General features: G+C 56.2%; 25 protein-coding genes and 4 pseudogenes. 8 read left to right on the forward strand and 21 right to left on the reverse strand.

The window, feature by feature from the left end; all coding sequences use genetic code 11:
- Positions 1-8: 8 nt before the first annotated feature.
- The 10 genes and pseudogenes from ACR0IM_RS16335 to ACR0IM_RS16380 form a co-directional block, all read right to left on the reverse strand.
- Complete coding sequence (locus ACR0IM_RS16335; protein WP_480594658.1) at positions 9-728, reverse strand: response regulator; 720 nt, start codon at positions 726-728, stop codon at positions 9-11.
- Between the two features lie 110 nt (positions 729-838).
- Complete coding sequence (locus tag ACR0IM_RS16340; RefSeq protein ID WP_480682548.1) at positions 839-2,020, reverse strand: hypothetical protein; 1,182 nt, start codon at positions 2,018-2,020, stop codon at positions 839-841.
- A complete protein-coding gene (locus ACR0IM_RS16345; RefSeq protein ID WP_480594656.1) occupies positions 2,017-2,691 on the reverse strand; it encodes a hypothetical protein in 675 nt (224 codons plus the stop codon). The genes ACR0IM_RS16340 and ACR0IM_RS16345 overlap by 4 nt, the downstream gene beginning before the upstream one ends.
- On the reverse strand, positions 2,688-3,587 hold the full coding sequence (locus tag ACR0IM_RS16350; protein ID WP_480682549.1) for a vWA domain-containing protein: 900 nt from the start codon (positions 3,585-3,587) through the stop codon (positions 2,688-2,690). Before ACR0IM_RS16350 ends, ACR0IM_RS16345 begins: the two co-directional genes overlap by 4 nt.
- Positions 3,584-4,546 carry a VWA domain-containing protein gene (locus tag ACR0IM_RS16355; protein ID WP_480656758.1) on the reverse strand — a complete coding sequence of 321 codons (963 nt, stop codon included), beginning with the start codon at positions 4,544-4,546 and terminating at the stop codon, positions 3,584-3,586. The genes ACR0IM_RS16350 and ACR0IM_RS16355 overlap by 4 nt, the downstream gene beginning before the upstream one ends.
- Positions 4,539-4,910, reverse strand: a complete 372-nt coding sequence (locus ACR0IM_RS16360) for a hypothetical protein (RefSeq protein ID WP_480682550.1) — start codon at positions 4,908-4,910, stop codon at positions 4,539-4,541. Before ACR0IM_RS16360 ends, ACR0IM_RS16355 begins: the two co-directional genes overlap by 8 nt.
- Positions 4,907-5,812 (reverse strand): DUF58 domain-containing protein, encoded by a 906-nt coding sequence (locus ACR0IM_RS16365; RefSeq protein ID WP_480682551.1) that lies wholly within the window; start codon positions 5,810-5,812, stop codon positions 4,907-4,909. Before ACR0IM_RS16365 ends, ACR0IM_RS16360 begins: the two co-directional genes overlap by 4 nt.
- On the reverse strand, positions 5,809-6,765 hold the full coding sequence (locus ACR0IM_RS16370) for an AAA family ATPase (protein ID WP_480594651.1): 957 nt from the start codon (positions 6,763-6,765) through the stop codon (positions 5,809-5,811). The genes ACR0IM_RS16365 and ACR0IM_RS16370 overlap by 4 nt, the downstream gene beginning before the upstream one ends.
- Before the next feature lie 83 nt (positions 6,766-6,848).
- Positions 6,849-7,775, reverse strand: a complete 927-nt coding sequence (locus ACR0IM_RS16375; protein ID WP_480682552.1) for a hypothetical protein — start codon at positions 7,773-7,775, stop codon at positions 6,849-6,851.
- A 461-nt stretch (positions 7,776-8,236) separates the two neighbouring features.
- Positions 8,237-8,473, reverse strand: a pseudogene (locus ACR0IM_RS16380) (IS6 family transposase); the annotation flags it as partial.
- 90 nt (positions 8,474-8,563) lie between these two features.
- Between ACR0IM_RS16380 and ACR0IM_RS16385 the strand changes: the two are divergent.
- Positions 8,564-8,900 (forward strand): annotated as a pseudogene (locus tag ACR0IM_RS16385) (transposase family protein); the annotation flags it as partial.
- Between the two features lie 258 nt (positions 8,901-9,158).
- Here the strand turns inward: ACR0IM_RS16385 and ACR0IM_RS16390 are convergent.
- From ACR0IM_RS16390 to ACR0IM_RS16420, 7 genes are all read right to left on the reverse strand, one after another.
- Entirely contained in the window at positions 9,159-9,503 is a 345-nt protein-coding gene (locus tag ACR0IM_RS16390; protein ID WP_480682553.1) for a RidA family protein, read from the reverse strand.
- Positions 9,504-9,517: 14 nt separating this feature from the next.
- Positions 9,518-10,633, reverse strand: a complete 1,116-nt coding sequence (locus ACR0IM_RS16395; protein ID WP_480682554.1) for an NAD(P)/FAD-dependent oxidoreductase — start codon at positions 10,631-10,633, stop codon at positions 9,518-9,520.
- Entirely contained in the window at positions 10,630-12,027 is a 1,398-nt protein-coding gene (locus tag ACR0IM_RS16400) for an FAD-dependent oxidoreductase (protein WP_480682555.1), read from the reverse strand. Before ACR0IM_RS16400 ends, ACR0IM_RS16395 begins: the two co-directional genes overlap by 4 nt.
- Complete coding sequence (locus ACR0IM_RS16405) at positions 12,014-12,325, reverse strand: (2Fe-2S)-binding protein (protein ID WP_480682556.1); 312 nt, start codon at positions 12,323-12,325, stop codon at positions 12,014-12,016. Before ACR0IM_RS16405 ends, ACR0IM_RS16400 begins: the two co-directional genes overlap by 14 nt.
- A 74-nt stretch (positions 12,326-12,399) precedes the next feature.
- The gene (dctP, locus tag ACR0IM_RS16410; RefSeq protein WP_480682557.1) at positions 12,400-13,389 is read right to left on the reverse strand and encodes a TRAP transporter substrate-binding protein DctP; all 990 of its coding nucleotides are present in this window, start codon (positions 13,387-13,389) and stop codon (positions 12,400-12,402) included.
- A 39-nt stretch (positions 13,390-13,428) separates the two neighbouring features.
- Complete coding sequence (locus ACR0IM_RS16415; RefSeq protein ID WP_480642227.1) at positions 13,429-14,727, reverse strand: TRAP transporter large permease; 1,299 nt, start codon at positions 14,725-14,727, stop codon at positions 13,429-13,431.
- Positions 14,724-15,218 carry a TRAP transporter small permease gene (locus ACR0IM_RS16420; protein WP_480594643.1) on the reverse strand — a complete coding sequence of 165 codons (495 nt, stop codon included), beginning with the start codon at positions 15,216-15,218 and terminating at the stop codon, positions 14,724-14,726. The genes ACR0IM_RS16415 and ACR0IM_RS16420 overlap by 4 nt, the downstream gene beginning before the upstream one ends.
- Positions 15,219-15,362: 144 nt before the next feature.
- On the opposite strand from ACR0IM_RS16420, the gene ACR0IM_RS16425 reads away from it, so the two are divergent.
- The 3 genes and pseudogenes from ACR0IM_RS16425 to ACR0IM_RS16435 all read left to right on the forward strand — a co-directional run.
- Positions 15,363-16,277: a LysR family transcriptional regulator gene (locus ACR0IM_RS16425; protein ID WP_480682558.1), complete on the forward strand. Its 915-nt coding sequence runs from the start codon at positions 15,363-15,365 to the stop codon at positions 16,275-16,277.
- Between the two features lie 86 nt (positions 16,278-16,363).
- Positions 16,364-16,918: pseudogene (locus ACR0IM_RS16430) on the forward strand (IS6 family transposase); the annotation flags it as partial.
- Positions 16,896-17,196: pseudogene (locus ACR0IM_RS16435) on the forward strand (site-specific integrase); the annotation flags it as partial. The pseudogenes ACR0IM_RS16430 and ACR0IM_RS16435, both read left to right, overlap by 23 nt.
- A 271-nt stretch (positions 17,197-17,467) precedes the next feature.
- Here ACR0IM_RS16435 and ACR0IM_RS16440 read toward each other — a convergent pair.
- Genes ACR0IM_RS16440 through ACR0IM_RS16455 form a run of 4 tightly spaced genes read right to left on the reverse strand, consistent with a single transcriptional unit; the run spans position 17,468 to position 20,627 of the window.
- Positions 17,468-18,265 (reverse strand): ABC transporter permease, encoded by a 798-nt coding sequence (locus ACR0IM_RS16440; RefSeq protein WP_480682559.1) that lies wholly within the window; start codon positions 18,263-18,265, stop codon positions 17,468-17,470.
- Complete coding sequence (locus ACR0IM_RS16445) at positions 18,262-19,014, reverse strand: ABC transporter permease (protein ID WP_480594640.1); 753 nt, start codon at positions 19,012-19,014, stop codon at positions 18,262-18,264. Before ACR0IM_RS16445 ends, ACR0IM_RS16440 begins: the two co-directional genes overlap by 4 nt.
- Before the next feature lie 9 nt (positions 19,015-19,023).
- Entirely contained in the window at positions 19,024-19,788 is a 765-nt protein-coding gene (locus ACR0IM_RS16450) for a transporter substrate-binding domain-containing protein (RefSeq protein WP_480594639.1), read from the reverse strand.
- 41 nt (positions 19,789-19,829) lie between these two features.
- A complete protein-coding gene (locus ACR0IM_RS16455; RefSeq protein ID WP_480682612.1) occupies positions 19,830-20,627 on the reverse strand; it encodes an ABC transporter ATP-binding protein in 798 nt (265 codons plus the stop codon).
- 77 nt (positions 20,628-20,704) lie between these two features.
- On the opposite strand from ACR0IM_RS16455, the gene ACR0IM_RS16460 reads away from it, so the two are divergent.
- Genes ACR0IM_RS16460 through ACR0IM_RS16475 form a run of 4 tightly spaced genes read left to right on the forward strand, consistent with a single transcriptional unit; the run spans position 20,705 to position 24,929 of the window.
- Entirely contained in the window at positions 20,705-21,361 is a 657-nt protein-coding gene (locus ACR0IM_RS16460) for a TetR/AcrR family transcriptional regulator (RefSeq protein ID WP_480682560.1), read from the forward strand.
- Positions 21,358-22,542, forward strand: a complete 1,185-nt coding sequence (locus ACR0IM_RS16465; protein WP_480682561.1) for a pyridoxal phosphate-dependent aminotransferase — start codon at positions 21,358-21,360, stop codon at positions 22,540-22,542. The genes ACR0IM_RS16460 and ACR0IM_RS16465 overlap by 4 nt, the downstream gene beginning before the upstream one ends.
- Entirely contained in the window at positions 22,539-24,143 is a 1,605-nt protein-coding gene (locus ACR0IM_RS16470; protein ID WP_480682562.1) for a 5-guanidino-2-oxopentanoate decarboxylase, read from the forward strand. Before ACR0IM_RS16465 ends, ACR0IM_RS16470 begins: the two co-directional genes overlap by 4 nt.
- 3 nt (positions 24,144-24,146) lie before the next feature.
- Positions 24,147-24,929: a dimethylarginine dimethylaminohydrolase family protein gene (locus ACR0IM_RS16475; RefSeq protein ID WP_480682563.1), complete on the forward strand. Its 783-nt coding sequence runs from the start codon at positions 24,147-24,149 to the stop codon at positions 24,927-24,929.
- Positions 24,930-25,013: the final 84 nt, after the last annotated feature.

Consider the following 25,013-nt stretch of genomic DNA (forward strand, 5'->3'; position numbering starts at 1 on the left):
CAAGCCCCCTAGTGTTGAAGAAAGGATTTGACCTCCGGCTCATGTCGCGCATGACGGGCGACAACCGAGTCGACCAGAACAGCAGCTTGGGTCCGATTGCGCACACCAAGGCGACGCAGCAAAGCGGTGATATGCGCTTTGACCGTCGCCTCGGCCAGCGACAGCTCATATGCGATCTGTTTGTTGGATTGGCCCACGCATATCAGCTTGAGAATTTTGACTTGCTGCGGGGTGAGCGACGAAAGTTCGGGACTGGATTGATAGACAATGCTTTCTGCTGGCTTTGTCTCTTCAACTCGGCTGAATTCGACAGGCACATACTTACGGCCAGCCGCAATCTCCTGGATCGCAATCTTGAGTGTTTGCGCTGGCGTATCCTTGGGAAGAAACCCCATCGCACCGTGATCCATCAAAGAGCGCACAAGCTCTCCGGATGCAAGCGACGAAATAACCAGAACCGGCACCTTCGGACAGCGCTGTCGGAACTGTTGAAAACCCGAAATACCTGTGACATCCGGCAATTTGAGGTCAAACATGATCAGGTCAGGTTTGAAGCCCTCGCCAAGTATCTCAAATGCCTGCGCAAGCGTGTTGGCTTTTTCAATCCGGCAATTCTCGAAATTCAGTTGCAACGCCGCAGCCAATGCGTCGCTAAACAGCGGATGATCATCAACGATAAGGACGCTGGACACTTGGTCTACCGGTTCAGGGCATCCCGCAATATGCATGGTTTCTCCTCCAATGGGAAAAGTACAGCATTTCCTGATCAGTTCAACTGTTTCATTTTGATACGAGCGAAAGTTGCCTTAGGTAACAAAAGCTTGATGACTCTGAGAGCCTAATTGTTGAGGAACTTCCTGGCAAATTCATTCAAATCAGGTGCTGCCGCCTTGGGATCGAATACCTGCCGGTCAAAGTCTCGTATTTGCTCAAGGCGTCCGGATGAGGATCCGTCACGACGTAAGATAGCAACAGCAGCTTGTCGCAGCCCGTCCGCACGACCGGCCTTGGCGCAACCCCGCAATTCTCGGACCAGTGGATCGAACACTCCAAATCGCTGCAATGCCCTTGAAGCGGCCACTTTGTGCCCCGACATGCCCAATACCAGAACAGCCAGAGAGACGACAACGGCGATTGCGAATACGGGCCATTCCAGCAACGTCACAGGGCGCGCTACCTCCTCGGGGCTGTCAGAGGGCACCGCTCCGGTGACCGTGCCGTAGGCAATGCGTTGAGGTGAAATCGTGACCTCGCGAGCTTCGCGCGCGAAGGTGTCGAAATAGCTGAATCGCAGGGGCTCAACGATGCCCGACGTGTCGTTAGACGGGCGAATGGTCCAGCGCCAGAATGCGTAGGTCACTGGTCCTTCCGGTGTCAGTTCGACAAGACGTTTCTCAGGATGCGCAAAAATCAGGGCCGAAGGTGAGGTTAACTCCGGCATCGGCGGTATCATCTCTGGGGTGGCGCCCAACGCTTCCAGCCGGATAACGCGCAGGACACCCTCACCCGGAGCAAGTTGATCCGGGGCATTCGACCACTGGTCCGAGATTTGCAGTTTGCGCACCGGAAACCACCAATCCTTCGTTGTAGGGGCTTCTGCCACCTGAATGGTTAACGGCTCCGATTGAATCTCATGTTCGAACCAGTCGTCATTTTCGTCAGTCAGGGTCAGCCGGTGAATGAATGGACCAATCGCAAGCTCGCCAGCTTCGACCGGGTAGACCGCCATGCGTCGGGTAAACACTTTGTATTTCCGACCATTGATCCTTTCTTCGGACCAACTGTCCGGCCCCAGCTGCGCCCAACTGAACCCCTCAAAATCGGGTTGGACAAGTTCTTCCCGAGTGATGTGCCGACGGTAGACACCTCGGATCGTCAAAAGCACCATCTCACGAGTGAAGGGAACAGAGGTGTCGTCTTCGATGGTGACCTCTATCGATGCCTCGGACGGCAAAACAGTCTTTGACTGCGCCAGCACATGAACCGGGAAAGCGATAAGAAGTAAGACCAACCACTTCATTCCGGGCTCTCCGCTTCGGGAGGCGAAAGACCCAGCTTCACCCTGCGCTTGTGTTCCTGCGCAATCCGTGCCGCCATAAACTCACCAGGAACATCGGACAGCTGATTGAGCCATCGTTGGTCTGCAACCATGAACTTGTCATCAAAGATGCGCCGCACACCCAGTCGCCCGCGGCTGTCTAATTCTGCCAATCCCAGCATCGTGTTCGAATTCGTGACCTCACTCCCCGTTCCAGCCGCGCGCGCGTTCCCACGGGCCACAAAGCTTTCCGCTTTGGGACCTGACTTGCGTTCCGGAAAAAGGCCCAATGCCTCTGGATCGATCTGCTGTCCCGCGTAATAAGCGGCCAACACATCGAAATTCGCCTGAGCGTCCGGAATACCTTTGGCAATAGCCTGATCATAGGCCTCCAGCGCGGCAGCAAATTGACCATTTTGGGCCTCGGCATTGCCGAGATTGTATCGGTTGCCGGCGCTCATGAAAGCTTCGGCGGCTTTTTCGAATTCCCCAGCACGATAGAAGGCGACACCTTGCCAGTCCGAATTGGAGAACAGGTTCGCCGCCATCGGATATAGACCAATAGCCAATGCAACGCGCCCAAATGGGGCAGCTCCTCCCAAGACAAAAGCAAGAGCAATGCAAGCAGCACCTGCGATCGCGAACCACCTCATGCGCGCTCCCTCCAAAACATCAACAAGAGGGGGAGCAGTGCCAAAAATAATAAATACCGCCCCAGATCGTGCCAGAACAGCACGGGGTAGTCTGCCCGTTCCAGCCTGGTTGCGGTGTCATCAGCCAACCAAAGCGCCAGGTCATCTGTCTGGTCCAATGTGAACACCGCGCCACCTCCGGAACCGGTATGCGTTTGCATCTGCGCCGTCGGAGTCTTCAGCGACACCACAGACACGCGCGCTCCGCGCGACGCAAGAGATGCGACTTGATGCAGCGAAGTTGAGCCCAATCCGTCACCATCTGTGAATATCACCACGTCCCCGGCAAGGATCCCCGCCTCCTCCAATCGCTGAAGCGCCAAAGCCAGTGCACGTACCGGGCGAGATCCTTTGTCCGGCACGGTCTCGCCATTGATGAGAGAGAAAGTTTGCCCCAATTGGCGGTGATCCGTCGTCATGTCCGTCGCGACATAGGCATCACCTGCAAATACAATGATACCACCGGGCCGGGATCCAAGAGCGCTGATGCCAAAACGCCCCATGCTCAGCATTTGTGGCCAGCGGTTGTCTTCCACCACGCTGTCTGACGCGTCCACAAGGAACAACACGCCATCCAGATTGCGATAGGTTTGCGCGTCGCGCCGTTCGATGGCCGGGCCAGTCAGAGCAACTGCAATGATCCCACTGGTCAGCAGTAAGGCAACTGGCGTGAGCGGGAACGAACCACCTTCGATCCTGCCAATCGCCGCCATCGCTTTCATTAGCTGAGGATCGGTAACCTTGTCCCAGGCTCCGAACCCGCCGGTGCGGGGTATAATCCACCAGCTGACCGCGCATATTAAGATCACGGAAAGCCCCCAAAACGGCCTGAGCAGAGTGAAATCCAATTCACTCATTGCGCCTGCCTCCACGCCGCCATCAGGGCAAGTGCCGCTGCCATTGCTGCGGGCCATGTCCAATAGGACTTGTGGACCTCAGCCGTAAGGCCCGCACTATCTGTCGCTTCTAACCGATCCAGCGCTTGCGTCACGTCGATCAGATCATCGGTGGTTTTGACGCGAAAAGCCTCGCCCCCTGATACCTCGGCTATAGTGCGCAGGGTGGCCGCATCAACCACTCCGCGTTCACCTACCTCTGCGCTTTGCAGGTCTTTGGGACCGAGCGCTATTGTGTGAACCCGCACGCCTATTTCAGCCGCCAATTCCGCCACGCCTCGGGGGTTCGTGGCCCCCGCGTTGTTCACCCCATCCGACAACAGGATCACAACGCGGGACGCCGCCTGACTGTCAGTGAGACGCTTCAAAGCGAGGCCCAGACCATCGGAAATGTTGGTAGCGCGGCCCGATATACCTATCGTGGCCTCTTCGATCCGTCGCGCAACTGCCTCAGTATCGAATGTGAAAGGCGTGGCGAAATAGGCTTCGGACCCGAACACTATCAATGCCACTCGGTCGCCAGCGCGGCGTCTGGCGAACTCGGACCCGACACTTGTCACCGCCTCCAACCGGGTGATTTGGCGCCCATCGAGATAAAAATCATCCCGCACCATCGAACCTGAAAGATCCAAAACGATCGCAAGGTCCCGCCCTGAAACCTTCAAGGCGCTGACGGGTTGCAACTCACGAGGACCGGACAAAGCAACGACAATCAGCGCCCAAACGGCCCACAAAGCAAGGCGATCTGCCAAGGGCCGGTTCGCGGCGTTGACGCGAGGACTTGCCGCCAGCAGCATCCCGCCAATGCGATCTGGAACCGGGAACCCGCGTTCAAAAACTGGCCGTGGTTTGATCAGACGAACGATCACCAGAGGCAACGGCAACAGAAGCAAGACCCAGGGATCAGCAAGTTCAAACACGACCCGCAACCTCATCTTGCAGAGTCTCCAGATCGGGGCCTCCACCGGGTTGATACAACTCACCCCTCAGTTCCGCATAACGCGTCGGGTTCTGAGCGCGTAGCCTGTGCAAAAGCGCCACCTTGCGCCGATCCGCAGACCAACCCGGTTGAACTGCAAAGTGATCGAGAGGTTCCATCGGTTTGTTTGCGGCAGTCTTGACACTCAGAAATCGCAGGATGCTGACGCAACTTACTGACGCCAAAACCGCGATACCAAAGACAACCGCATATTCTGCAATCACCCCGCCTGCAGCCTCAGCAGGTAAATGGATGTCCCGCAGACTGGCCAGCATTGTGGCCTCAGAGAGGGCCGTCTCGCTCATGACACGTATCTTGACGCAAAGGCTGACGAAATGCGGCGAGACGTTTGCTCAACCGGGTCGCTGGCATTCAAAACAAGCGCCGTATGTGCGGCAACCATCTGATATATAGCCACATCATCAGGCGCCGCCTCACTCAGATAAACGCGCCTTTGCTGCCCATCTGAAAGTTGGATCGGATACCAGCCGCTTGGCATCTCATGTGTTTTGCTTTCAGTCACAAGGACAAGACGTGGGTTTCGGCGATGATCAAGCCGGTCCAGCAGGTCAGAAAACCCATCACCCTGCTGATCAAAGCCAGACGCGATGATGATCTCGGACCCGGTGGGCGTCAGGCGTTCAACACCGGCAAGCGCGTGTTCCAGCGTCCAGCCCACATCCTCACCCTTCTGCAGGCTATTCAGACTGCGCACATGGGCCTGAACCAGACCGCCAATCACATCCAGCATCCCCCGCGTTTTTCCGCGCGGCGGCACAATGATGGATGTGTCGGTCGTAATCGCCAGCAGACCCACACGCCCGCCACTTTCAACCATGTGCCATCCGATCAACGCCAGAGCCTCAGCTGCGGCAACCGAGAGAAAGGCGCGCTTCAGGCCCCAGAACATCGACGCGCGGAAATCGGCAACCAACAGGGCAACCCGATCCCGCTCCTCTTGAAACTGTCGGATATGCAGGCGTCCTGTGCGGGCGGTTGTTCCACGATCCAGGTGGCGAATATCATCACCCGCCACATACTCGCGCACATCTGCAACCTCGATACCCTGCCCGCGCTTTCGGGTCAGAAACCCTCCGGGCAAGGCCGCCATTGCCGAGTTCTCGTGTTCAGTCAACGCAACATGCCGCAAGGCGATCAAGGCATCAGTTGTCAGGCTGACGCCCGCATGAGCCAGCACGCCCGTCACAGCGGCTCGACCACATTCAGAATGTCCGCCACCAGTTCGCGGGGCTTTTTGCCATTCGCGATGGCGCGCCATGTCAGCACCATGCGATGGGCAAGCGCATCGGGCGCAACTGCCGCCACATCCTCGGGCAGGGCAAAATCGCGACCTCGCAAATAGGCGCGCGCGCGCGATGCCGAGGCCAAAGCCAGCGATCCACGGGGCGAGACCGCATGTTCTACTTGTTCAGCAATCGGGCCCGTACGGGTCGCGGTCACGAGGCGCACAATATAGTCGCGCAATTCCGGGGCCACATGCACTGCCTGCGCTTCGGTACGCGCAATCATTAATTCCGCAAGCGTCATCTTCTGAACATCTGGCGGACCTTCCTGCGTTTCAGCAATCACCAAGTCGAGAATCTGACGTTCCGTTTCCAGATCCGGCAAAGCTAGCACGACGTGCAGCAGGAATCTGTCCAGCTGCGCCTCAGGCAAGGGAAAGGTTCCGTCATGTTCAATCGGATTTTGGGTGGCAATGACCAGAAACGGATCCGGCAGTGCGTGTGTTTCGTTGCCAACCGTGACCTGATGCTCTGCCATGGATTCCAGCAGGGCGGACTGCACCTTTGGTGGCGCGCGGTTGATCTCGTCTACCAAAACAAGCGTGTGAAACACGGGCCCCGGAACAAATTCAAAACGGCCTTCATGGGGCTGGTACACAGGCGTTCCGGTCACGTCCGAGGGCATTAAGTCGGGCGTGCACTGGATACGGGCAAAACTGCCCTCGACAGCGTTCGACAGCCATTTAACGGCGCGAGTCTTGGCCAGCCCGGGCGGCCCTTCCACAAGAAGATGGCCGCCTTCCAGCAGGGCGATCAGCAAGGATTCTACCAATCGCTCGTGGCCAACAAGCCCCTGCGACAAATACCCAGACAATCCCGCAATCGTGCGCGGCGGGTTTTCAGGCCTTGTGTCCATAATTCCTCCCATAGACCCTGAGGCGCAATGCCTGCACTCAGGCTACCCGGAGTCACCGGTTCAGCAAAACACAGCAGATGGTATTACCTGGGCACACGAACGGATGTGGAGCAGCCTTCGTCAAACAAGGCCGCAAACTGTGGATCAGCCAGAGTTTCATCCGCCTGAGCCCAAAGGCGATCATATTGCTTATCAATGTAGTCGATAAAGCTTGAGTCAATGGTTTGATCCGCTGGAGATTGCGCAACGGCATGCATCATGAAGATGTCAAACGCACACAGACCGCTGGGGTTCGAATTCAAGAGTGCGCGCATAAAATCATGCGAGCTCCATGGCAGGCGCTGCAGGTTCACCGGCGTTTCCTGCAGCTTGGATAAGAACCCCATTGACTTATCATATAGCAGGATGTCCATGCCAAATGTGAAGGACTGATACAGCTCTTCCAATAAAATCGATTTGTGAAAGTCTTTCTCAAGCTTGCCAACGCGATGATGAACCGGTTGCTTGACCACGATATGGGTCCCCTGCCCCCGACGACCAAAGAAAGTCTGCGCCATCGCCGGAGACGTCACCACATAGGCGCGACCCTCAGGTAATCCAAGCTGATGCACGTCGCTGAGCCAGTCGATATCCGCTGACAGATCGCGGTTGGGAGGGTGTCCGGAGTATAACCGCAAAATCACGGTTCGGCCGGTTCCGCAGTCCCGCGCCGAAGGGCCGGCGTACCGCATCGGAGTCGGGTGCCCAAAACTGTGTTTCAGCAGTTCTCGAAAGGTATTTAAAACTTCCAAAGTTTCGGGATGCGGCCTTTCGCCTACAAGGCATAGGGCTGCACCCACCAGATCACGCCCGTTTATGTGAACGGGAATCGCCATATCGCGCCCCAACATGGTTGAGCGCAGCTCATAACCCCATCCTTGCTGCGCTAGCTCGATATAGTCGCGTTTTTCCGCATGGAGCGCGCTTGCCAAGAAAACAAACATGGTGATTTGCATCAGAAGATAACGCATGCAATCCCTCGTGATGTGAAGTGCATCATATCTAAAGCCCATTCACCATCCAAGGGTTGTGTCGGAATCTGTTGCAGAGTTTTGGCCATTTGCGGTCGCGCGGTCTGAGGGATCTGTTGCAAGCTTTTTGCGATTGACGCTGACTCTGCTGTCGACTGATTGGCTGCAAAAAGCAATTAGTCGAAAGTCTATACATGATCTCTTTCAAGGGTGCTCAAAATCCGAAGGGCGTTAACCTGTTCGACATGTTTTTCTGTGTCCGGTACGGCGTGTCATACCGGGACCTGGAAGAGATCATGGGTGAACGAGACGTAACGGTAGAGCACACCACGCTGAACCGTTGGGTCACGCGATACTCTCGCGCCATCGCAGAAACTGCGCGACGCCGAAACGAGTCAGCAGCCACGAAATTCTTCGCTCGCATGATGGAGATAAACCCATTCACCCTTCAATTTCAATTAAGTCTCATCCATGCGCCAGATTCGATCCGCAGCATGCCGTCGATAACTCGCGGCATCAGCCACGAGTCCGGTATACTTGCCTATCGATCGGTTCAGCGTCGAACGATCCAAGTCAACACCGCTTTCGGCCATGATTTCTACCAAATCCCGGTACGAGACACCGTAATGCAGGTAGAAGAAGACCGCGTGTAAGATTACATCCTTTGGAAATTGCGCACCTTTGAATGAAATCGTCATCGTCCGCACGTCTCTACCGAATTTCGGTCCGCCAATATCACAAACGTTTCGGTTCAAACAGAAAAACCCACAAGTAGGCGGCACATCCCCAGGATCCACCTCCGGGTGAATGCCGCTGGGCTGCCGAGGAGAACTGACATCACACCCGGCCAGACATCGGACTATCTCGGCTTTGATCTGCCATGATGACAACCTGCCGGAGCCATTCGTGCTGCTGCCCGACAAAGGCTACGATACCGTCCGCATTTGCACCGAACTGCACAGTCGCAGGATTTGACCGGTGATCCCAATGCGAAAGTCTCGAAAAAGGTGCGTCGGAGTGGATTGTCCTCTCTATCGGCTGTGAAACCTGATCCGGAGATGCTTCAACAAACTGAAGAGTGCTCGGCGTGCGGCAACCCGTTGTAACAAGACAGTCGAAAGCTAACTCGGCTTCGTAGATATCACTTCAATCCGTCTCTGGATCCGCCATTTGTCAACATGACCTAGGTATTTGTTGTAACCCTTTCGAAACACCCGCTCAGAAGGGTTACAGCATCGTTACGGAATCCCGGTTGTTTCGAGCCTTGAATTATTAAGAGTCGATGAGGGAACTCAAATTGGCATCTGAACGAGCTTACTGCAGACAATAACCTGAGTTTAAGGGACCGCTTTACCTAACCTTTTGAAACCCAACGGTCTTAACCTATTCGTATGCCGCAGTGACGATCATCTCGACCTTTAGTATGTCGCGCGCCAGCTTAGCTTCGCCACAAGCGCGGGCTGGCGCGTGGCCTTCTGGCACCCAAGCATCCCAGACGGCGTTCATCTCAGCGAAATCCGCCATGTCGGCCAACCAGATCACACATTGCAATATGCGGGTCTTGTCGCTGTCCGCCTTATCCAACAGATACTCGACCTTGGACAGGATGTCGCGGGTCTGATCCGCAACTGTAGCGGCATCCGAGGTCTGGCCGCACAGATACGCAACGCCATTGTGCTTGACGATCTTGCTCATGCGAGTACCGGTTTCAATACGTGTGATTGCCATGTTTGATATCTCCTTTACAGGACCTTGCGGTCAAATCGGTCGATACGGAAAGATGACAGATTGAAACGACCTTGACCGCCAGTCACCAAATCCGCCAGAACCTGCCCCACGACAGGTCCCATTTGAAATCCATGCGCAGAAAACCCGAACGCATGGAAGGCACGCGGAGCGTTTACTGCAGGGCCTATAACAGGAAGATTGTCCGGCATATAGGCTTCTAACCCGGCCCACATCCGGTTGATGCTGGCCTTGCGCATGATCGGAAAAAACTCTGCTGTAGTGCGGCACGCAGCAGCGAGCCTAGCGTAGTCCAGCCGTGTGCGGTTGTTGGCGCGGTCCGCAAAACCCTTGGCACCACCGCCGATCAATACCGTGCCGTTTTCGAACTGCTTGAAGCTGAGCTGGCGGCTGATCGCACCAACGACCGGCTTGGCAAAACGCGGCATCCGGGCAGTGATCATCAGCATCGGTGCAGAGTGGCTGAGGGGGACGTTGTCGCCGATCATCAGCGCAATTCTATCCGCCCAGGCACCGGCACAATTGACGACAGTTTCGGCCTCATATGTGTGCCGCACACCCTGCGCCAACCACGTTTCTCCAACGCGCCGAAGGCCAAGTACCTCTTCGCCTTCGACTATCTGTGCGCCCAGTTTTTCCGCTGCCAGACGAAATGCCGACGTCGCCTTGTAGGGGATGGCGTATCCATCCAGTTCCGAGATCACACCACCAACGCAGTCGGGATTCACATAAGGTAAACGTTCCCTGAGTTCAGCCTGATCGATAATCCGTTCATGTGTGTATCCAGCGTCTTGCATCTTGGCCTCGCGGGCCTGCGCGCTGGCCAGATCCGCCTCATCCACCGCAATGTTTACCAGTATCTGGCGGCGAAATCCGGTGTCATGACCTAGATCCTCATCCAGCGTCTGCCACATCTCCATCGATGCTTTCGACAATGGGACTTCGGCCATATCTCGGCCCAGCAGCCGTACCCCACCAGCGTTGACGCCCGAGGCATGTCGTCCGGAGTAGTCCTTTTCAATTACGATCACCGAGGCACCCTTGCGGGCCAGATGGTATGCGGTTGCGCAACCTTGGATACCGCCGCCAATAATCAATACGTCCGACTTCATTCGGCAGACTCCGCCGACACCATGCCGTACCGGCCAAGCTCATCCACAGACAGTAGGCGCTGAGGGCTGCGCAGGCGGTAATACCCAACGGTTTCGGGACTTTCTTCACGCCACTGCGCCAATAGGCCTGTCACCATATGGCCGCATTGCCTACCCTGGCATGGCCCCATTCCGCATCGGGTCAAAGATTTCAGTGCATTGGGGTCGCGCGCGCCTTGTTCAAACCCCTTGCGCAATTCGCCCAAGGACTGTTCTTCGCAGCGACATACCAAAGTCTCTGCGTGTTTCGGCAATCTCAGCGCCTCGGTCGGGCGGTAGAGACAATCGATGAACTGGCGAAAAGGTATCAAGGCGGACAAATAGTTCAGATCAGCGCGTGTCTTTTGATCCCTGTCGGCTTGGGCAATCCGACCAAGGCGATGCAGGATATTCTGCGCTGCCACGCGCCCGGCGGCACGCGCACCGTTGGCACCGACGATTCCGGCTCCATCGCCAGCGACCGAAATATGCGCGACCGAGCTTTGGCCAAAGGCGTCAACCGTGGCCTGCCAACACATTTGTATGCTGTTCCAATGATGCGCCAGCCCTAACGCCCGGGTCATGTTCAGATTGGGCTGGATGCCATGATGCAGAAACACGGTATCGGCCAAGACCTCGAGTTGCCGACCCGATGACACAAAACGCAGCCCTTTGGCCCTATCATCGCCGATCACCTCCAGATTTTCGGCGTATCGGTAAGGGGTAACGCCCGAAGCGCGAATTTCCCGCAATAAAGACAAACCCTTGCGAAGGTCCCCAACCTGCCGCAAAGCACGCGGAATCAATGGGGCGGCATCCAAATAATGCTGTCGCGGCGTGGTGTCGACGAGAGCGGCCACAGGCACGCCAAGGCGCAGATACTGCACCACAATCAGGTACAACAGAGGGCCCGATCCTGCAAAGACGGCTCCATCCGCAACAACTGCATCCGATTTCAGCATCACTTGTGCGCCACCGGCCGTCATGACGCCGGGCAAGGTCCAGCCGGGGATCGGCATGGGTCGTTCCATCGCCCCGGGGCACAACAGCATTTCTCGGCTATGCAATTCGCGGGTGTTGCCCTTATGGGAAAAGAGAATTCGACCATCATCCCCAAGATGCCAAACGTCTGCACCAGCAAGATGTATTGCCCCCGATTGTTCAAACTGGGTGATCAGATCGGCTCCGGCCGCGTAGTCCGGCCCGAGACTGGCAGCGTCCGGCAATGGGCTATCTGCTGCGGAGCGATAAATCTGCCCCCCTGCCCGTTCCGCGCGGTCCAGCACAGCCACATCAACTCCGGCCCGCGCCAATTCAATGGCGGCAGACATTCCAGCTGGGCCAGCCCCGATGATCGTGCAGTCAAAGGCCTTCATCGGGCGCCTCTGTGTCTTCGGTAATGTCTTGTGTGATGACTTGCATTCCATCAGCCACGCGACGCAGGCAGGCTTGTTGATTGGGAAGGCCATCGATTTCGACCATGCATTCGAAACAGACGCCCATGGCGCAGTATGCGCTGCGTGCTTCTCCCGATAGGGCCGCCTTGCGGGTCACGACCTGACCGGTAACAGCCATCGCGGACCAGACCGACTGGCCACTGCGCGCATTAACCGGTTGACCATTGACGCTCAACGTCACCAAATCGTGATCATCGTCTTGCAAGGATCTAAACATAGGCTGATCTCCATAGGCTGGCAGGGCAAGGCGCGGGGAGAGGCACGCCTTGCCCAATCGTGGGGCCTGACCGGTTACTCGCCGATCTTGTCAAGGATGGACTGACCCCAGTCCTGACCAACATCCTCCAGGACCTGAGGCCAGACTTGCGCGCGCACATGGGCGGCGGTGGCAGCAAGCTCTTCATCCGTCAACGAGACGATAGTTGCACCATTGTCAGCCAGCTTCTGCTCGAACGCGCCTTGATCGGCCTCTGCAGTGTCCCAGCGCTTGGCTTCGAACTCCAGCGCGGCCTTTTCCAACGCCGCACGATCTTCGTCGCTCATGTCGGCCATCGTGCCTGAGTTGATGATCATGTACCAAACCTCAAAATGCGTGTTGACGGGCACATATGCAGTGGTCACATCGCGGAATGAGGCATAATAGCCCTCGGCCCCCGATCCAACGACACCGTCAACAACGCCAGTCTGAACCGCAGTGAACGCCTCCGAGAATGGTATTGGCGACGAGATGTATCCCAGAGCATCGGCAGTCAGCTGAAAGCTCTTGATCCCCGGAACACGTACTTTGATACCTTTCGCGGCGGTCGGGTCGCCCGCGCTCACGGCGTCAGTGTTCAGAGCAACGCCACCGAAATACACCGGATAGGCGGCCAGCATGGTGATGTCCTGTTTGGCATAGAGATCTTTCATCGCAGCGTGAATCGCTCCGCCGGGGCCGTAGATCTTTTTTGCCTCTTCCCAATTTGCGGCCACATAGGGGAATGCCGAGATCTGCATGCGGCGATCAACAGCCGTGGCAGCGGGTTGAACGGCCATGTCAATGGCGCCAACCGAGATGCGTTCCTGAACCGAGGTGTAGTCGCCCAGAGCAGAGGCCGGGAACAGGTTCAGTTCAAGAGAACCGTCAGTGGCGGTCTTCAGATCGTCTGCAAAGACGCGCAGCTCATTGTCGATGGTGGCACCCTGGGGGCGGATATGGCTGATCTTCAGCGTGTCGGCGGCGGCGATGCCCGCGATTGCCACAACGGTCGCAGCCAGACAGGTGGATTTCAGAATGTTCATTTTGGATAAGTCTCCTCCGTGGATGATGAAGTGGGCGGCTTAGTAGCCAAAGAAGCGAGGCAGCCACATCGACAGGTCTGGCCAGAAGCTGGTCAAAAACACGACGGGTAAATAACCCAGCAGGATCAGGGTCATGGCGGGTCGGATCACCTTGGTGACAGGCACCTGGCCGATACGTGCACCGAGGTACAGGATCGAGGCATAAGGCGGTGTTACACCTCCCATCGCGGTGTTGACGCCCATAATCGCAGCAAACTGGATAGGGCTGACACCGATTGCCTGCATCAATGGCAGCAGTAGCGGTGCGATCAGAATGATCGCGGTTACGTCATTGACCACCATGCCGACCAGGAACAACAGGACATTGATGAGGACCAGCAGCAGCGCTTTGTTCTCGGTCACCGAGAAAATTGCCTGCACGATGGCCTGCGGCACGCTTTCCAGCACAAACATCTGGCTAAGGATCATCGAGAACAGGATCATCAGCATGATCGCCCCGACCGACGTTGCGGCCTCTTTGCCCGCGCCGAAGAACGTGCGTACATCCAGTCCCTTGTAGATCAGAAAACCTACCGGGATCGCATAGATCACGGCCACTGCGGCGGCCTCGGTCGGGGTCATGATGCCGCCATAGATACCACCCAGAATGATCACCGGCATCAACAGGGCGGGCGTGGCCTTGAACCCGCGTTGGGTTGCTTCGGACATGAAGGCCGTGCCTTTGAGGGGCTCATTTAGTTGCAGTGGAAACTTGCGCGCCATCCGGATATTCACCGCCGAAAAGCTCGCCATGATCAGCAGGCCGGGTCCGAGCGTCGCCAGGAAACAGGCCAGGATCGATGTATCAGTCACCCAACCATAAACGATCATCGTCACGGAGGGTGGGATCAACAGGCCAAGAAGTGATGCATTCGCGATCAATGCCGTTGCATATTCACGTGGGTAGCCCTGCTTCTCCATTTCCGGAATCAGCAGCGGACCGATCGCAGCAACACCGGTCAGACCCGAGCCCGAGATCGCACCGATCAGCGCGCAGGACACCGTGGCCACAACACCAAGCCCACCGCGCAAGTGACCGATAAAGATGTTGACGAAATTGAGAAGACTTGCCGCAATGCCGGAGACAGACATGATCGTCCCGGCCAGAACAAACAGCGGAATGGCCAGCAGCACCGGGTTACCCAACTGCTGGAACCCCCACAGCATATTGCCCTTCATGACCACGTCACCGGCGAAATACATCACCATCAGACCGGCACCGAAGCAATAAGGTAGCGGAACACCCAAAGTCAGCAGAATGACCAGAACCAGTACCGCGAAAAGTGCGATCTCAATCATTTTAGACCTCCTTCGACGGCGGGTTCGGCAAGGGGGGAAAACAGCGCGCGCAGATGCACCAGCAGGTGCCAGGCTGTAAAGATCATCATCAGGACCAACCCGACAAACAAAGCGGCATCAACATAGAAGGTCGGCAGGTACAGCGTCGGGCTTTCGCGCCAAACACGCATCGAGTATTTGGTGAAGTCCCAAGCCCAGATGGTCAGCCAGATACCAACAATCAGGCTGATGACCTCACCTATGACCGCAAGTACCTGATGCTGGCGTTCGGTAGAGAGAAAAATCTCGAGCACATTGGCCCGAATATGCGTGTTCTCGCGCGAGGCATTGACCGCCCCCAGCATGTACAGCCACAGAGTGGGGTAAAGCAGGCTTTCTTCCAGCCCCATAACCGGGATTTCCAGCACATAGCGTGTGATCACCTGCACAAATTGCCCAAGAGCAACCAGGCAAATCAGGACTGTCAGCAAGACGCTAGCAAAGCGTGTCATTTCCCCCTCCGTCATTGCGAATGCATGCGGCGCATTCATGGCGGGAAAATCACGAGTTGAGCATATCAAGTCAAAACGATTAAATTGATTGCTGAATAAAGTTAGTTTATGAGGTGACGAAAAGTTAAGGATTAACAAAGACGCATGAACCTCAGCTTTCGCCAATTGCAGGCCTTTCGAGAGGTTATGCGGACAGGATCTGTATCTGACGCCGCCCGAATCCTTGGCCGAACTCAGCCTGCTGTGAGCGCGCTGATCGCAAATCTCGAAGCCGAATTGGATATCGCTCTGTTCCGCCGACAGCGCGGGAAAATGGCCCCCACCCCCGAGGCGCAATACTTCCTCACCGAGGCCGAGGCGATTCTGGATCGCCTGTCGCTTTCAACCCGAACGATGCGCGAAATCGGGGCGCTGACGAAGGGGCGCCTGAACATTGCCTGTATGCCAGCCGCCTCCGGCCTTTTAATGCCGCAGCTTCTGGGTGAGTTCTTGTTAGACAAACCAGACGTAAAGGCTTCGTTGATGATGCGCGCGTCCCCGGTGATCGAGGAGTGGGTTGCATCTCAGCAATACGATATCGGATTGGGGGAAACCCCGAAACCCACTGCTGCAATTGATACGGTCGATTTTGACATGAAATGCGTATGTGCGATCCCTGCGGGTGATCCACTGGCTGAACTTGAAACAGTCCAGGCTCACCACTTGTCGGGTCGTCCGATGGCCGGGTTGCAGGAAGGGCACCCGAACCTGATTGCAACCCAGAGAGCATTCACCAACCAAAAAGCCAGTTTCGAGCAACGGTTCGAACTCAGGACCTTTCACCCGGCGTTAACTCTGGTTGAAAAAGGGCTCTGCTACTGTGTCTGCGATCCCATTACCGCAGCTGGGTACGCCAACATGCGACCCGAGCCGAAACCCATCGTCTTTCGGGCGTTTCACCCCCATGTCGTTTTGAACGTCTCAATTATGCAACCGGCGCATCGTCCTCCATCTGCATTGGCCAGTGAATTTGTTCTGGATTTGGAGGCGGCTCTGGAACGCGTTAACAATCAGTTTTGAGAGGATCTGTTGCAAAGTTTTGACCGTTGTGGCTCACCAAGGTAGCCAGTGAATGGCTGTCAGTATTTTTCTTCGAAAGACGATTCATGATCTCTTTCAAAGGCGCACAGTATCCAAATGACGTGATCATGTTCGCGGTCTTCTTCTTTGTTCGGTTTGGCGTGTCGTATCGTGATCTGGAAGAGATCATGCATGGGTGAGGCGTTGCGGTGGATCAAACTACGCGGCAACGCTGAGTGCCACGTTATGCACGCGCAATCGCTGAAGCAGCGCGTCATCGTAAGGGACTGTGCGACCGCTCCTGGAGAATGGATGAAACGTATATTAAAGTGAATGGCAAGTGGGTCTATCTCTATCGCGCTGTAGATAGAAACGGCAAAACCCTGGGTTTCATGCTTTCAGAGCGGCTTAATTTGCCGGCTGCCAAAAGGTTCTTCGCCCGGATGCTTGACGTCGACGGTCTTCCACGAAAGATCGTTATCGACAAAAACGGCGTTAACACCGCGGGCATCAAGGCAATTAACAAGATGCTTGCGGGCTTTGGTTGCCCGATCCCGGTGAAGATGGTCAGGCGGAAATATCTGAACAACATCGTGGAACAGGACCATCATTTCGTCAAAAGACGAACTCATGACCGGCTCAGAATACCTGTGGTCTGGGCGGTTTCATGCGTGATTGCAATTTTCATCCGCCAATATGCGCGGATCGCACGTGATTGGGTGATGCCAATTGAGTTGGGGGCGAGCACTTACGGCACACATTCAATACACGGACAAACGTGACACAGATCCACAAGAAGACCGGCAACCTGCGGGAACAGCAAATCTTGCTCTGCCATACAAAGATGGACAGCACAGTTCGGTATCTCGGTGTTGAGCTTGCGGACGCATTGGCAATAGCTGAAGCTATTGAAATTTAACGCTTCCGGGCCGCTTTTCATGGGCGGTCCATTGCGAAAATTTGACCGAGTTTCATTATGCTGCGTTACGGCCCGCCAAACCTGCCATTCACTACGAGCGTAAAAAAACTACTCGTTGAGCTAGCGGTTCGCGGGCAATACTGACGTTCCCTTTGCCGCTTCAATTGATCACCTTGCTTGTATGCTCGTAATTCCAAAAGGTCAGGGCAACTATCGAGAAACATTGCCTTGCAGGCTGTGGGTGTCGGCTCCTTCTCAGATTCTGGAGATACTATCCGACCGTCCCATTTCTACTTCCAGTCCCAAGTACTTTTACTTCTAACCAGTGGAACCCCAAAGCGATCACACCCGCTACGATAATATAAAACACGGCTAACAGGATCAGCGGCTCGTAAATAATGAACGTGTCCGAACGTACCCGCGAAGACACAGCGTAGATGTCGACAACAGTGATGGTCGCAACCAATGGGGTTGCCTTCAATTGCAGGATGGTTTCACCTCCCAGCGTAGGCAGAACGTTGCGGATCGCCTGAGGTAACCAGATACGACGGAACATGGTCAGTCTTGGCATGCCAAATGATTTCGCTGCTTCAAGCTGCCCCTTAGCGACCCCCTTGAAGGCACCACGCATGACCTCGCCTTCGTAGCCGGCATAAGACAACGTCAGCGCCAGCACTGCATAAGGCCAAGCCTGTCGCAAATAGGGCCACAGCTCTGAAGAGCGTATCCATGGGAACTGCGGAAACAGAGACCCAAGCCCATAATACAATAACCAAAGCTGCAGCAGCAGCGGTGTGCCGCGGATGATGGTACAAAATGCCTTTGCAGGGGCGGCAAGATACCAGGGCCCGACCGCCTGCGCCAGTCCAAGCGGAACTGCGAGAAGGAAACCAAGAAAAACGGTGACAACCAACAACCAGATAGTTGTCCAGATGCCCTGAAGGGCGAGCGGTGCGTATTTCGGTATCCATTCCCACTGAAGCGAGACGGCGCACCAGACGACGATCCCTGCAAATATCAGCATCATCACGATGCGATGTGGCTGCATCAACGATCTGAAATCGATCATCTGCTCCCTCCCTTCAGAGAGGGTTGGCCGCGACGGGCCCATTTCTCAATCCGGGCGAAGATACCGCCAGAAAACAACGTGACCATGAGATAGAGAAAACCCGCTGCCAGAAAGAAGGTGAAATAGGCGCGCGTACTGCTGGCGGCCTGTCGCGTTTCCAGCGTCAGCTCGTTGAAACCCACTACCGCAAGCAGTGCCGTGTCTTTGGTCGCAATCAGCCACAGGTTCGCCAAACCTGGCACCGCAAAGCTCATCATGGCGGGAATCGTGACACGCCGCATGGTCATGAAGGCGGGCATCCCGTAGGACTTGGCAGCTTCGATCTGACCAGGTGGAACCGCCTGAATGGCACCGCGCAGAATCTCGGTCGCGTAAGCGCCCTGAACGACGCCCAGCACCCATATGCCTGCGCCAACGCCGCTAACCTCGACCCGACCACCCCCCATGGCGGCAGAGATTTTGTTGATGATGTCAGATCCCACATAATACAGGATCAGGATCAGCACCAGTTCCGGCACGGCCCGGATGACAGTCGTGTAAATGGCGAGTAGGTCGCGCGTAACCTTCCCGCCGTATAGTTTGCCGTAAGCTCCGAACAATCCGATCACGAGGCCGAGCGCATATGCGCCAAAAGCGATCTGCAATGAGTGGGACAACCCGCGCAGCAGATTGCCCCCCCACCCCGGTGGCGAGAGCGACAGAAGCTCTGCGCTCTGCGCCAATCCAAGTGAATCCAACAGTCCGGTCACGGCAGCAGCTTAGTAGATGCTGGCCGAGAAATAGTTCGAAGTGATTTCCTCGTGCGTACCATCGGCGAGAATAGCAGCGATGCCCTTGTTCAGCGCCTCGCGCAAATCATCCTGCCCTTTGCGGACGCCAGCACCTACACCGCGCCCCAGAATAGCGGGGTCATCTGCAACGGCACCTTTGATTTCGCAGCAGGCCCCGGCATCAGAATTCACAAAGTCAGCCATGGCGATGCTGTCCGCCTGTGTGGCATCAATGCGGCCTGCGAACAGGTCCTGGTTGGCCTCATCCTGAGTCTGGTAGACGCGCAGTTCGGAATCTTTGAAGTATTCCTGTGCATAGGCCTGATGGATAGTCGAAGCTTGAATGCCAACAACTTTACCTGCAAGCGACTCTGGGGTCGCTTCGATATCCATCGATTTATCCGCGACGATGACGGCAGGTGTGTTGTAGTAAGGGTCGCTGAAATCAATGGTTTTCAACCGCTCTTCGGTGATCGACATGGAAGCCATGATGGCGTCGATTTGCTGCCCGGTCAGCGACGGGATGATACCGTCCCAAGCCACCGGTGTGATGACACAGTCAAGCTCCGCAGCGGCGCAAACAGCATTGATGACATCGATCTCCCAACCAACCCAGTTGCCTGAGCTGTCCAGCGAAGCGAATGGCGGATATGGCTCGGCCGCGATGCCAATCTTGACCTCTTCAGCACTGGCAACACCAGCCGAGAGGATAGCGGCGGTAAGCCCGGACGCGAGCAATTTCTTGACGTTCATTTTGTTACTCCCTTTAGGTTCATTATATTGTTTTTACTGGATCAGGCGACCGAGCTGAGAAACTGCTTCAACCGCTCTGATTTTGGATTACCGAAGACCTCGGCAGGTGGCCCCTGCTCTTCAATGCGGCCTTCGAAGAGATAGACAACGTGATTAGCGACTTCGCGCGCAAATTTCATTTCATGGGTGACAAGCAGCATGGTGCGCCCTTCCGCGGCAAGATCACGGATCACGGTCAGAACTTCGCCTACCAGCTCGGGATCAAGCGCCGACGTCGGTTCATCAAAAAGCATCACCGAAGGATCAACAGCAAGCGCCCGGGCGATGGCAGCGCGCTGTTGCTGACCACCTGAAAGATAGGCCGGATAGGTGTCAGCCTTGTCGCCGAGCCCTACCCTTTCTAGCAATTCATGCGCCCGTGCGATGGCCTCTGCTTTTGGTACCTTGAGAACATGCACCGGCACCTCGATCACGTTCTCCAGAAGCGTGCGGTGTGTCCACAGATTGAACTGCTGGAAAACCATGGCCAGCCGCGTACGGATACGCTCGATCTGGCGGCGGTTGGAGGGGCTGCCATCGGCGTGCATCTCAACCAGTTCGCCGCCGATGGTGATCTTTCCCGAACTCGGGGTTTCCAAGAAGTTGATGCAGCGCAGCATGGTGGATTTACCAGAGCCTGATCCCCCGATGATGGCAACAACATCCCCCTTGTTAGCTGTCAGGGACACACCCTTCAAAACCTCCAGGGTACCAAAGGATTTGTGCAGGTCCTCAACCCTTATCGCCTCATCGGACGTGGTTTCATCGAATGTGGGTGATGCTGCTTTGGCTGTGTCCATATCCAAGAATCTTCTGATTTCAGCTTGCAGTAAGCCCCGAATCTCGCAATTATGCAAGTGTATAATAACTCCATGCCATGGATGACCCGGACGTGCAGGACGACAGCCGCAAATTTACACGTGAGTCTGCTGAGTTTCGCCGCGAAGCGCTGATACTGGCAACTTTGGACCTTATCGCTGAGATGGGCGTTCGCGGTGCCACGGTGCGTGAGATTGCAGCCCGTGCAAACGTGACCCAAGGGTTGATCCGGCACTACTTCTCATCCAAGGAAGAGCTTGTGCAGGCAGCGTATGAGCATCACATGAATTCGCTGACCGATCAGACAGCCGCCTCATCAGGGAAAGGCAGCGCGGTATCTCAGCTGACCAACTTTGTTGACGCGTCGCTGCGACCACCAATCGTTGATCCAAGCGCTGTGGCCTTATGGGCTGGCTTCCTTAACAAAGTGCAGCATGATCCGAAAATGCAACGCATTCACCAGCAAACCTATAATTATTTCCGGGATCACCTTGAGAAGTTGATCGTCGCCGCATTGCAAGAATCCGGGCGCTCAGTCGTACCGACGGAAGCAACGCAACTGGCCATTGCCAGCAATGCGGTGATCGACGGCCTTTGGTTGGAAGGCGGTGCGCTTCCGGATGCTTTTTCCGATGGCCAACTGGCGCAGATCGGGTTGGATTCTGTCAGCGCCATCGTCGGGATTCGATTAACCAAAGAGCTGGAGCAGCCATGAAGACCACATCTGTGACTGAACGGTTGGCAGGCTTGGGTGGCGCCAAATGGGGCGTACACCTGAAAGCGCGCGACCTTATCAAAACTGGAGCGGATATCGTCGAAATGACGATTGGAGAGCCGGATGTGCCCGTTCCGGACGCGTTGATTGAAGCCACCGTAAACTCGTTGCGGGCTCAGCGGACAGCGTATTCCAATGGGCGCGGTGAAGCCGGGCTGCTTGACGCACTTGCTGCACGCTATTCAGCCTCTCGCGGGCGGGCTTTTGGGCCTGAGAACTTTCTGTGCTTTCCCGGAACTCAAACGGCCCTGTTCGCGGCGATGGCTGGGGTTGCAGAGGCTGGTGACGAAGTTCTGGTCGGTGATCCGATGTATGCAACCTATGAAGGGGTCGTGCGTGCATCCGGGGCGGAAATGGTGCCCGTACCACTGCGGCCTGAACACGGGTTTCGCATGCAGGCCGAGGATATCGCTGCATGCATCACTCCGCGTAGCCGGGCCATTCTTCTGACAACGCCGCACAACCCGACGGGTGCGATCCTGACCGCCACGGAAATTGCCGAAATTGGCCAGCTCGCGATGGCGCATGATTTGTGGATCATCTCGGACGAGGTCTATGAAGAACTGATCTTTGACGGGGCCGGATTTGTTTCACCATTGGCAGACCCGGGACTGGCGGATCGTGTCATCGGTGTATCATCCATCTCAAAATCACATGCCGCCCCGGGGTTCCGCAGTGGCTGGTGTGTTGGACCCGCTGCATTTTGCGAAGCGCTGCTGCCTTACTCTGAGACCATGCTCTTTGGCAATCAGCCTTTCATCGCGGACATGACGGAAAAGGCGATCCGAGACGGGTCCGAGGTTGCCCCTGGCATGGCTGCCCGATTCTCTGGACGCGCCACGTTACTGGCCGATCGACTAGAAGCGGAAACGGATCTGACCGTTCACCGGCCCGAGGCAGGAATGTTCGCCCTCATCAATGTCTCCGCCACCGGGGTTGATGGCGAAGCTTATGCCTGGGACCTGCTGCAGGCCGGGGTAGCTGTTATGCCGGGATCAGCCTTTGGGGACAGCCTGAAAGATTGGGTTCGGGTAGCACTGACGATTAGCGAAACCGATTTTGCCACTGCGGTCTCTCGCATCATCAATCACGCCAACAGCAAATCACGTGAGGTTGCATGAGCGGAATGACAATCGGTGAAGCTCTGGTTTCCCAGCTTCGCCAAAGGGATGTGACCTGCGTCTTCGGAATTCCGGGCGTTCACACGATTGAGTTGTACCGCGGGCTTGCGGCCTCGGGTATTCGTCATATTACACCCAGGCACGAACAGGGTGCGGGCTTTATGGCCGATGGCTATGCGCGCGTGTCGGGCAAACCGGGTGTGGCCTTTGTGATCACCGGCCCCGGATTGACCAATACGCTGACCCCGATGGCCCAGGCGCGCGCCGATTCAGTACCAATGCTGGTAGTGTCCGGTGTCAACAAAACCGCGTCGCTCGGCAAAGGCTTGGGACACCTGCATGAGTTGCCAGACCAACTGGGGCTAGCCAAAACAGTTGCGTTGGTGTCCGAACAAGTCTCCTATGCCAACGCACTGGACCCGGTTTTGGACCGCGTTTTTCACAGCCTCACCAACGGTCGCCCCGGGCCGGCGCATATCGAGGTACCGTTGAATATTGCAGCGATTGAAAACCAGGAAACACCAATTGAGACGCTCGATTCAGAGCCACCGGTTGACCCGATATTGATTACACAAGCCGCAAAGCAACTGGCTGAAGCGAAGAAAGTTGTCATTCTGGCGGGTGGCGGCGCAAAACGTGCTGAAACCGGACTACAGGCACTGGCCGAAGCTCTGGATGCCCCCGTGGTGCAAACCGTCAACGCGCGCGGCCTGCTGCACGGGCATCCACTGACCGTTCCCGCCAGCCCCAGCCTGAACGCCGTACGCGCACTGATCGAAAGTGCCGATTGCGTACTGGCCTTGGGAACCGAGCTGGGGCCGACCGACTATGATATGTACGCCACCGGTCAATTTGCGGAAATGTCCGGCCTGATCCGAGTTGATCGGTGCAGTGATCAACTGACCCGACACGAGGCAACGCTCGCCATTCAAGGTGACGTTAACGTGGTTGTGCCGGCGCTGTTTGAGGCATTGCCGCAAAAGACAAAGCAAAGAGATGGTGCGGAACGTGCCAGCAAAGCACGCGACGCAGCGTGGGAGGAGCTTAGTCCGGACTATCGCCATCAGGTAGAAATCCTGAATGCAATACGCTCTGGGGCTCCGAATGCGCTGATGGTCGGAGACTCCACCCAACCAATTTACGCCGGCAATCTTTTCTACGACCACGACCGGGCCGGAGGTTGGTTCAATGCAGCGACGGGCTATGGCGCGCTCGGCTATGGCATACCTGCAGCCATCGGCGCATCGATCGCCGATCCGACAGCACGGGTGGTCTGCATTACCGGCGACGGCGGCGCGCAGTTTTCATTGCCGGAAATCATGGCTGCAGTAGACGAAAATCTGCCAGTCACCTTCCTAATCTGGAACAATTATGGGTATCGGGAAATCGCCACGTCAATGCAAGATGTGGGCGTGACAGTCATAGGATGCGATCCCTCACCCCCCGATTTTGCAGCAACGGCCAAGTCATTTGGCATCTCATTCACCACGGTTCCCGCGGAACCACAGGCTGTGGCGCTGGCGCTGCGCGAAACCACCGCACTGAATGGGCCGACAATGATCGAAGTCACCGCTCCGAAATACGAGCCTCAGAAAGATTGAAACATGTCAGATCCGACCTTTGAGTTTTCCCGCGCCATCACCCGTCGTCCGGCCCCAACCATTGCTGGCGGATTGCGTGCAGAAGATATCGGAAACCCGGATTTCGACGGGATGATGGCGGCGCATAAAGATTACGTGGCTGCGCTGAGAAGCACCGGGGTTGAGGTGATCGAACTTGATCCCCTCGACGCGTTCCCTGATGCGCAGTTTGTCGAGGATACGGCCCTTTGCCTGCCGCAAGGCGCTGTGCTGATGCGGCCCGGCGCACCATCGCGAATGGGTGAAGTGGCCGAAATGGCTCCGACACTTCGCGCCTGCTACGAATCGGTCCTTGAAATCAAGGGCCCCGGCCATGTCGAGGGTGGAGATATCCTTGTAACCGGCCGCGAAATTCTGGTGGGCCGGTCAGACCGCACGGATGCTGAAGGTGTCGCCGAGCTGGCGAAAATCACCACTGAGTGGGGGTACAAACTGCGCGAGGTGTTTACGCCGGTTGGCGTTTTACACTTCAAAACAGATTGTTCACTGATGGATGCCGAGACAATCCTGTCGACCCGACGGTTGGATGCATCGGGCTGCTTTGAGGGCTACCGCGTGCTGCACGTCGCCGATGGGGAAGAAGCTGCCGCCAATGCGATCCGCTTCAACAATCTGGTGTTGATGGCCGCGGGCTTCCCACGCACCGCAGAAATGCTGGATCGTGAAGGGTATGAGATCGTTGAGATAGACAACACCGATTGTGCAAAGCTGGATGGTGGCATGTCATGTCTTTCACTGAGATTTTGAGGGGTTTGTCACTAACTTTTCGTCATTGGCGTTCTTGAAGCTAAACAAGCGTGGAACCGTCGTCATGGACTCCACTGACCAGAC

Source organism: Ruegeria sp. BF6 (assembly GCF_056538665.1).

Bases quoted from the DNA above. Each gene is read 5' to 3' on its own strand.
- ACR0IM_RS16345 (WP_480594656.1), bottom strand. From the start codon at position 2,691: ATGAGGTGGTTCGCGATCGCAGGTGCTGCTTGCATTGCTCTTGCTTTT.
- ACR0IM_RS16390 (WP_480682553.1), bottom strand. From the start codon at position 9,503: ATGGCAATCACACGTATTGAAACCGGTACTCGCATGAGCAAGATCGTC.
- ACR0IM_RS16415 (WP_480642227.1), bottom strand. From the start codon at position 14,727: ATGATTGAGATCGCACTTTTCGCGGTACTGGTTCTGGTCATTCTGCTG.
- ACR0IM_RS16450 (WP_480594639.1), bottom strand. From the start codon at position 19,788: ATGAACGTCAAGAAATTGCTCGCGTCCGGGCTTACCGCCGCTATCCTC.
- dctP (WP_480682557.1), bottom strand. From the start codon at position 13,389: ATGAACATTCTGAAATCCACCTGTCTGGCTGCGACCGTTGTGGCAATC.
- ACR0IM_RS16340 (WP_480682548.1), bottom strand. From the start codon at position 2,020: ATGAAGTGGTTGGTCTTACTTCTTATCGCTTTCCCGGTTCATGTGCTG.
- ACR0IM_RS16455 (WP_480682612.1), bottom strand. From the start codon at position 20,627: ATGGACACAGCCAAAGCAGCATCACCCACATTCGATGAAACCACGTCC.
- ACR0IM_RS16395 (WP_480682554.1), bottom strand. From the start codon at position 10,633: ATGAAGTCGGACGTATTGATTATTGGCGGCGGTATCCAAGGTTGCGCA.
- ACR0IM_RS16370 (WP_480594651.1), bottom strand. From the start codon at position 6,765: ATGGACACAAGGCCTGAAAACCCGCCGCGCACGATTGCGGGATTGTCT.
- ACR0IM_RS16460 (WP_480682560.1), top strand. From the start codon at position 20,705: ATGGATGACCCGGACGTGCAGGACGACAGCCGCAAATTTACACGTGAG.
- ACR0IM_RS16405 (WP_480682556.1), bottom strand. From the start codon at position 12,325: ATGTTTAGATCCTTGCAAGACGATGATCACGATTTGGTGACGTTGAGC.
- ACR0IM_RS16475 (WP_480682563.1), top strand. From the start codon at position 24,147: ATGTCAGATCCGACCTTTGAGTTTTCCCGCGCCATCACCCGTCGTCCG.
- ACR0IM_RS16465 (WP_480682561.1), top strand. From the start codon at position 21,358: ATGAAGACCACATCTGTGACTGAACGGTTGGCAGGCTTGGGTGGCGCC.
- ACR0IM_RS16440 (WP_480682559.1), bottom strand. From the start codon at position 18,265: ATGATCGATTTCAGATCGTTGATGCAGCCACATCGCATCGTGATGATG.
- ACR0IM_RS16335 (WP_480594658.1), bottom strand. From the start codon at position 728: ATGCATATTGCGGGATGCCCTGAACCGGTAGACCAAGTGTCCAGCGTC.
- ACR0IM_RS16400 (WP_480682555.1), bottom strand. From the start codon at position 12,027: ATGAAGGCCTTTGACTGCACGATCATCGGGGCTGGCCCAGCTGGAATG.
- ACR0IM_RS16360 (WP_480682550.1), bottom strand. From the start codon at position 4,910: ATGAGCGAGACGGCCCTCTCTGAGGCCACAATGCTGGCCAGTCTGCGG.
- ACR0IM_RS16470 (WP_480682562.1), top strand. From the start codon at position 22,539: ATGAGCGGAATGACAATCGGTGAAGCTCTGGTTTCCCAGCTTCGCCAA.
- ACR0IM_RS16350 (WP_480682549.1), bottom strand. From the start codon at position 3,587: ATGAGTGAATTGGATTTCACTCTGCTCAGGCCGTTTTGGGGGCTTTCC.
- ACR0IM_RS16425 (WP_480682558.1), top strand. From the start codon at position 15,363: ATGAACCTCAGCTTTCGCCAATTGCAGGCCTTTCGAGAGGTTATGCGG.
- ACR0IM_RS16375 (WP_480682552.1), bottom strand. From the start codon at position 7,775: ATGCGTTATCTTCTGATGCAAATCACCATGTTTGTTTTCTTGGCAAGC.
- ACR0IM_RS16420 (WP_480594643.1), bottom strand. From the start codon at position 15,218: ATGACACGCTTTGCTAGCGTCTTGCTGACAGTCCTGATTTGCCTGGTT.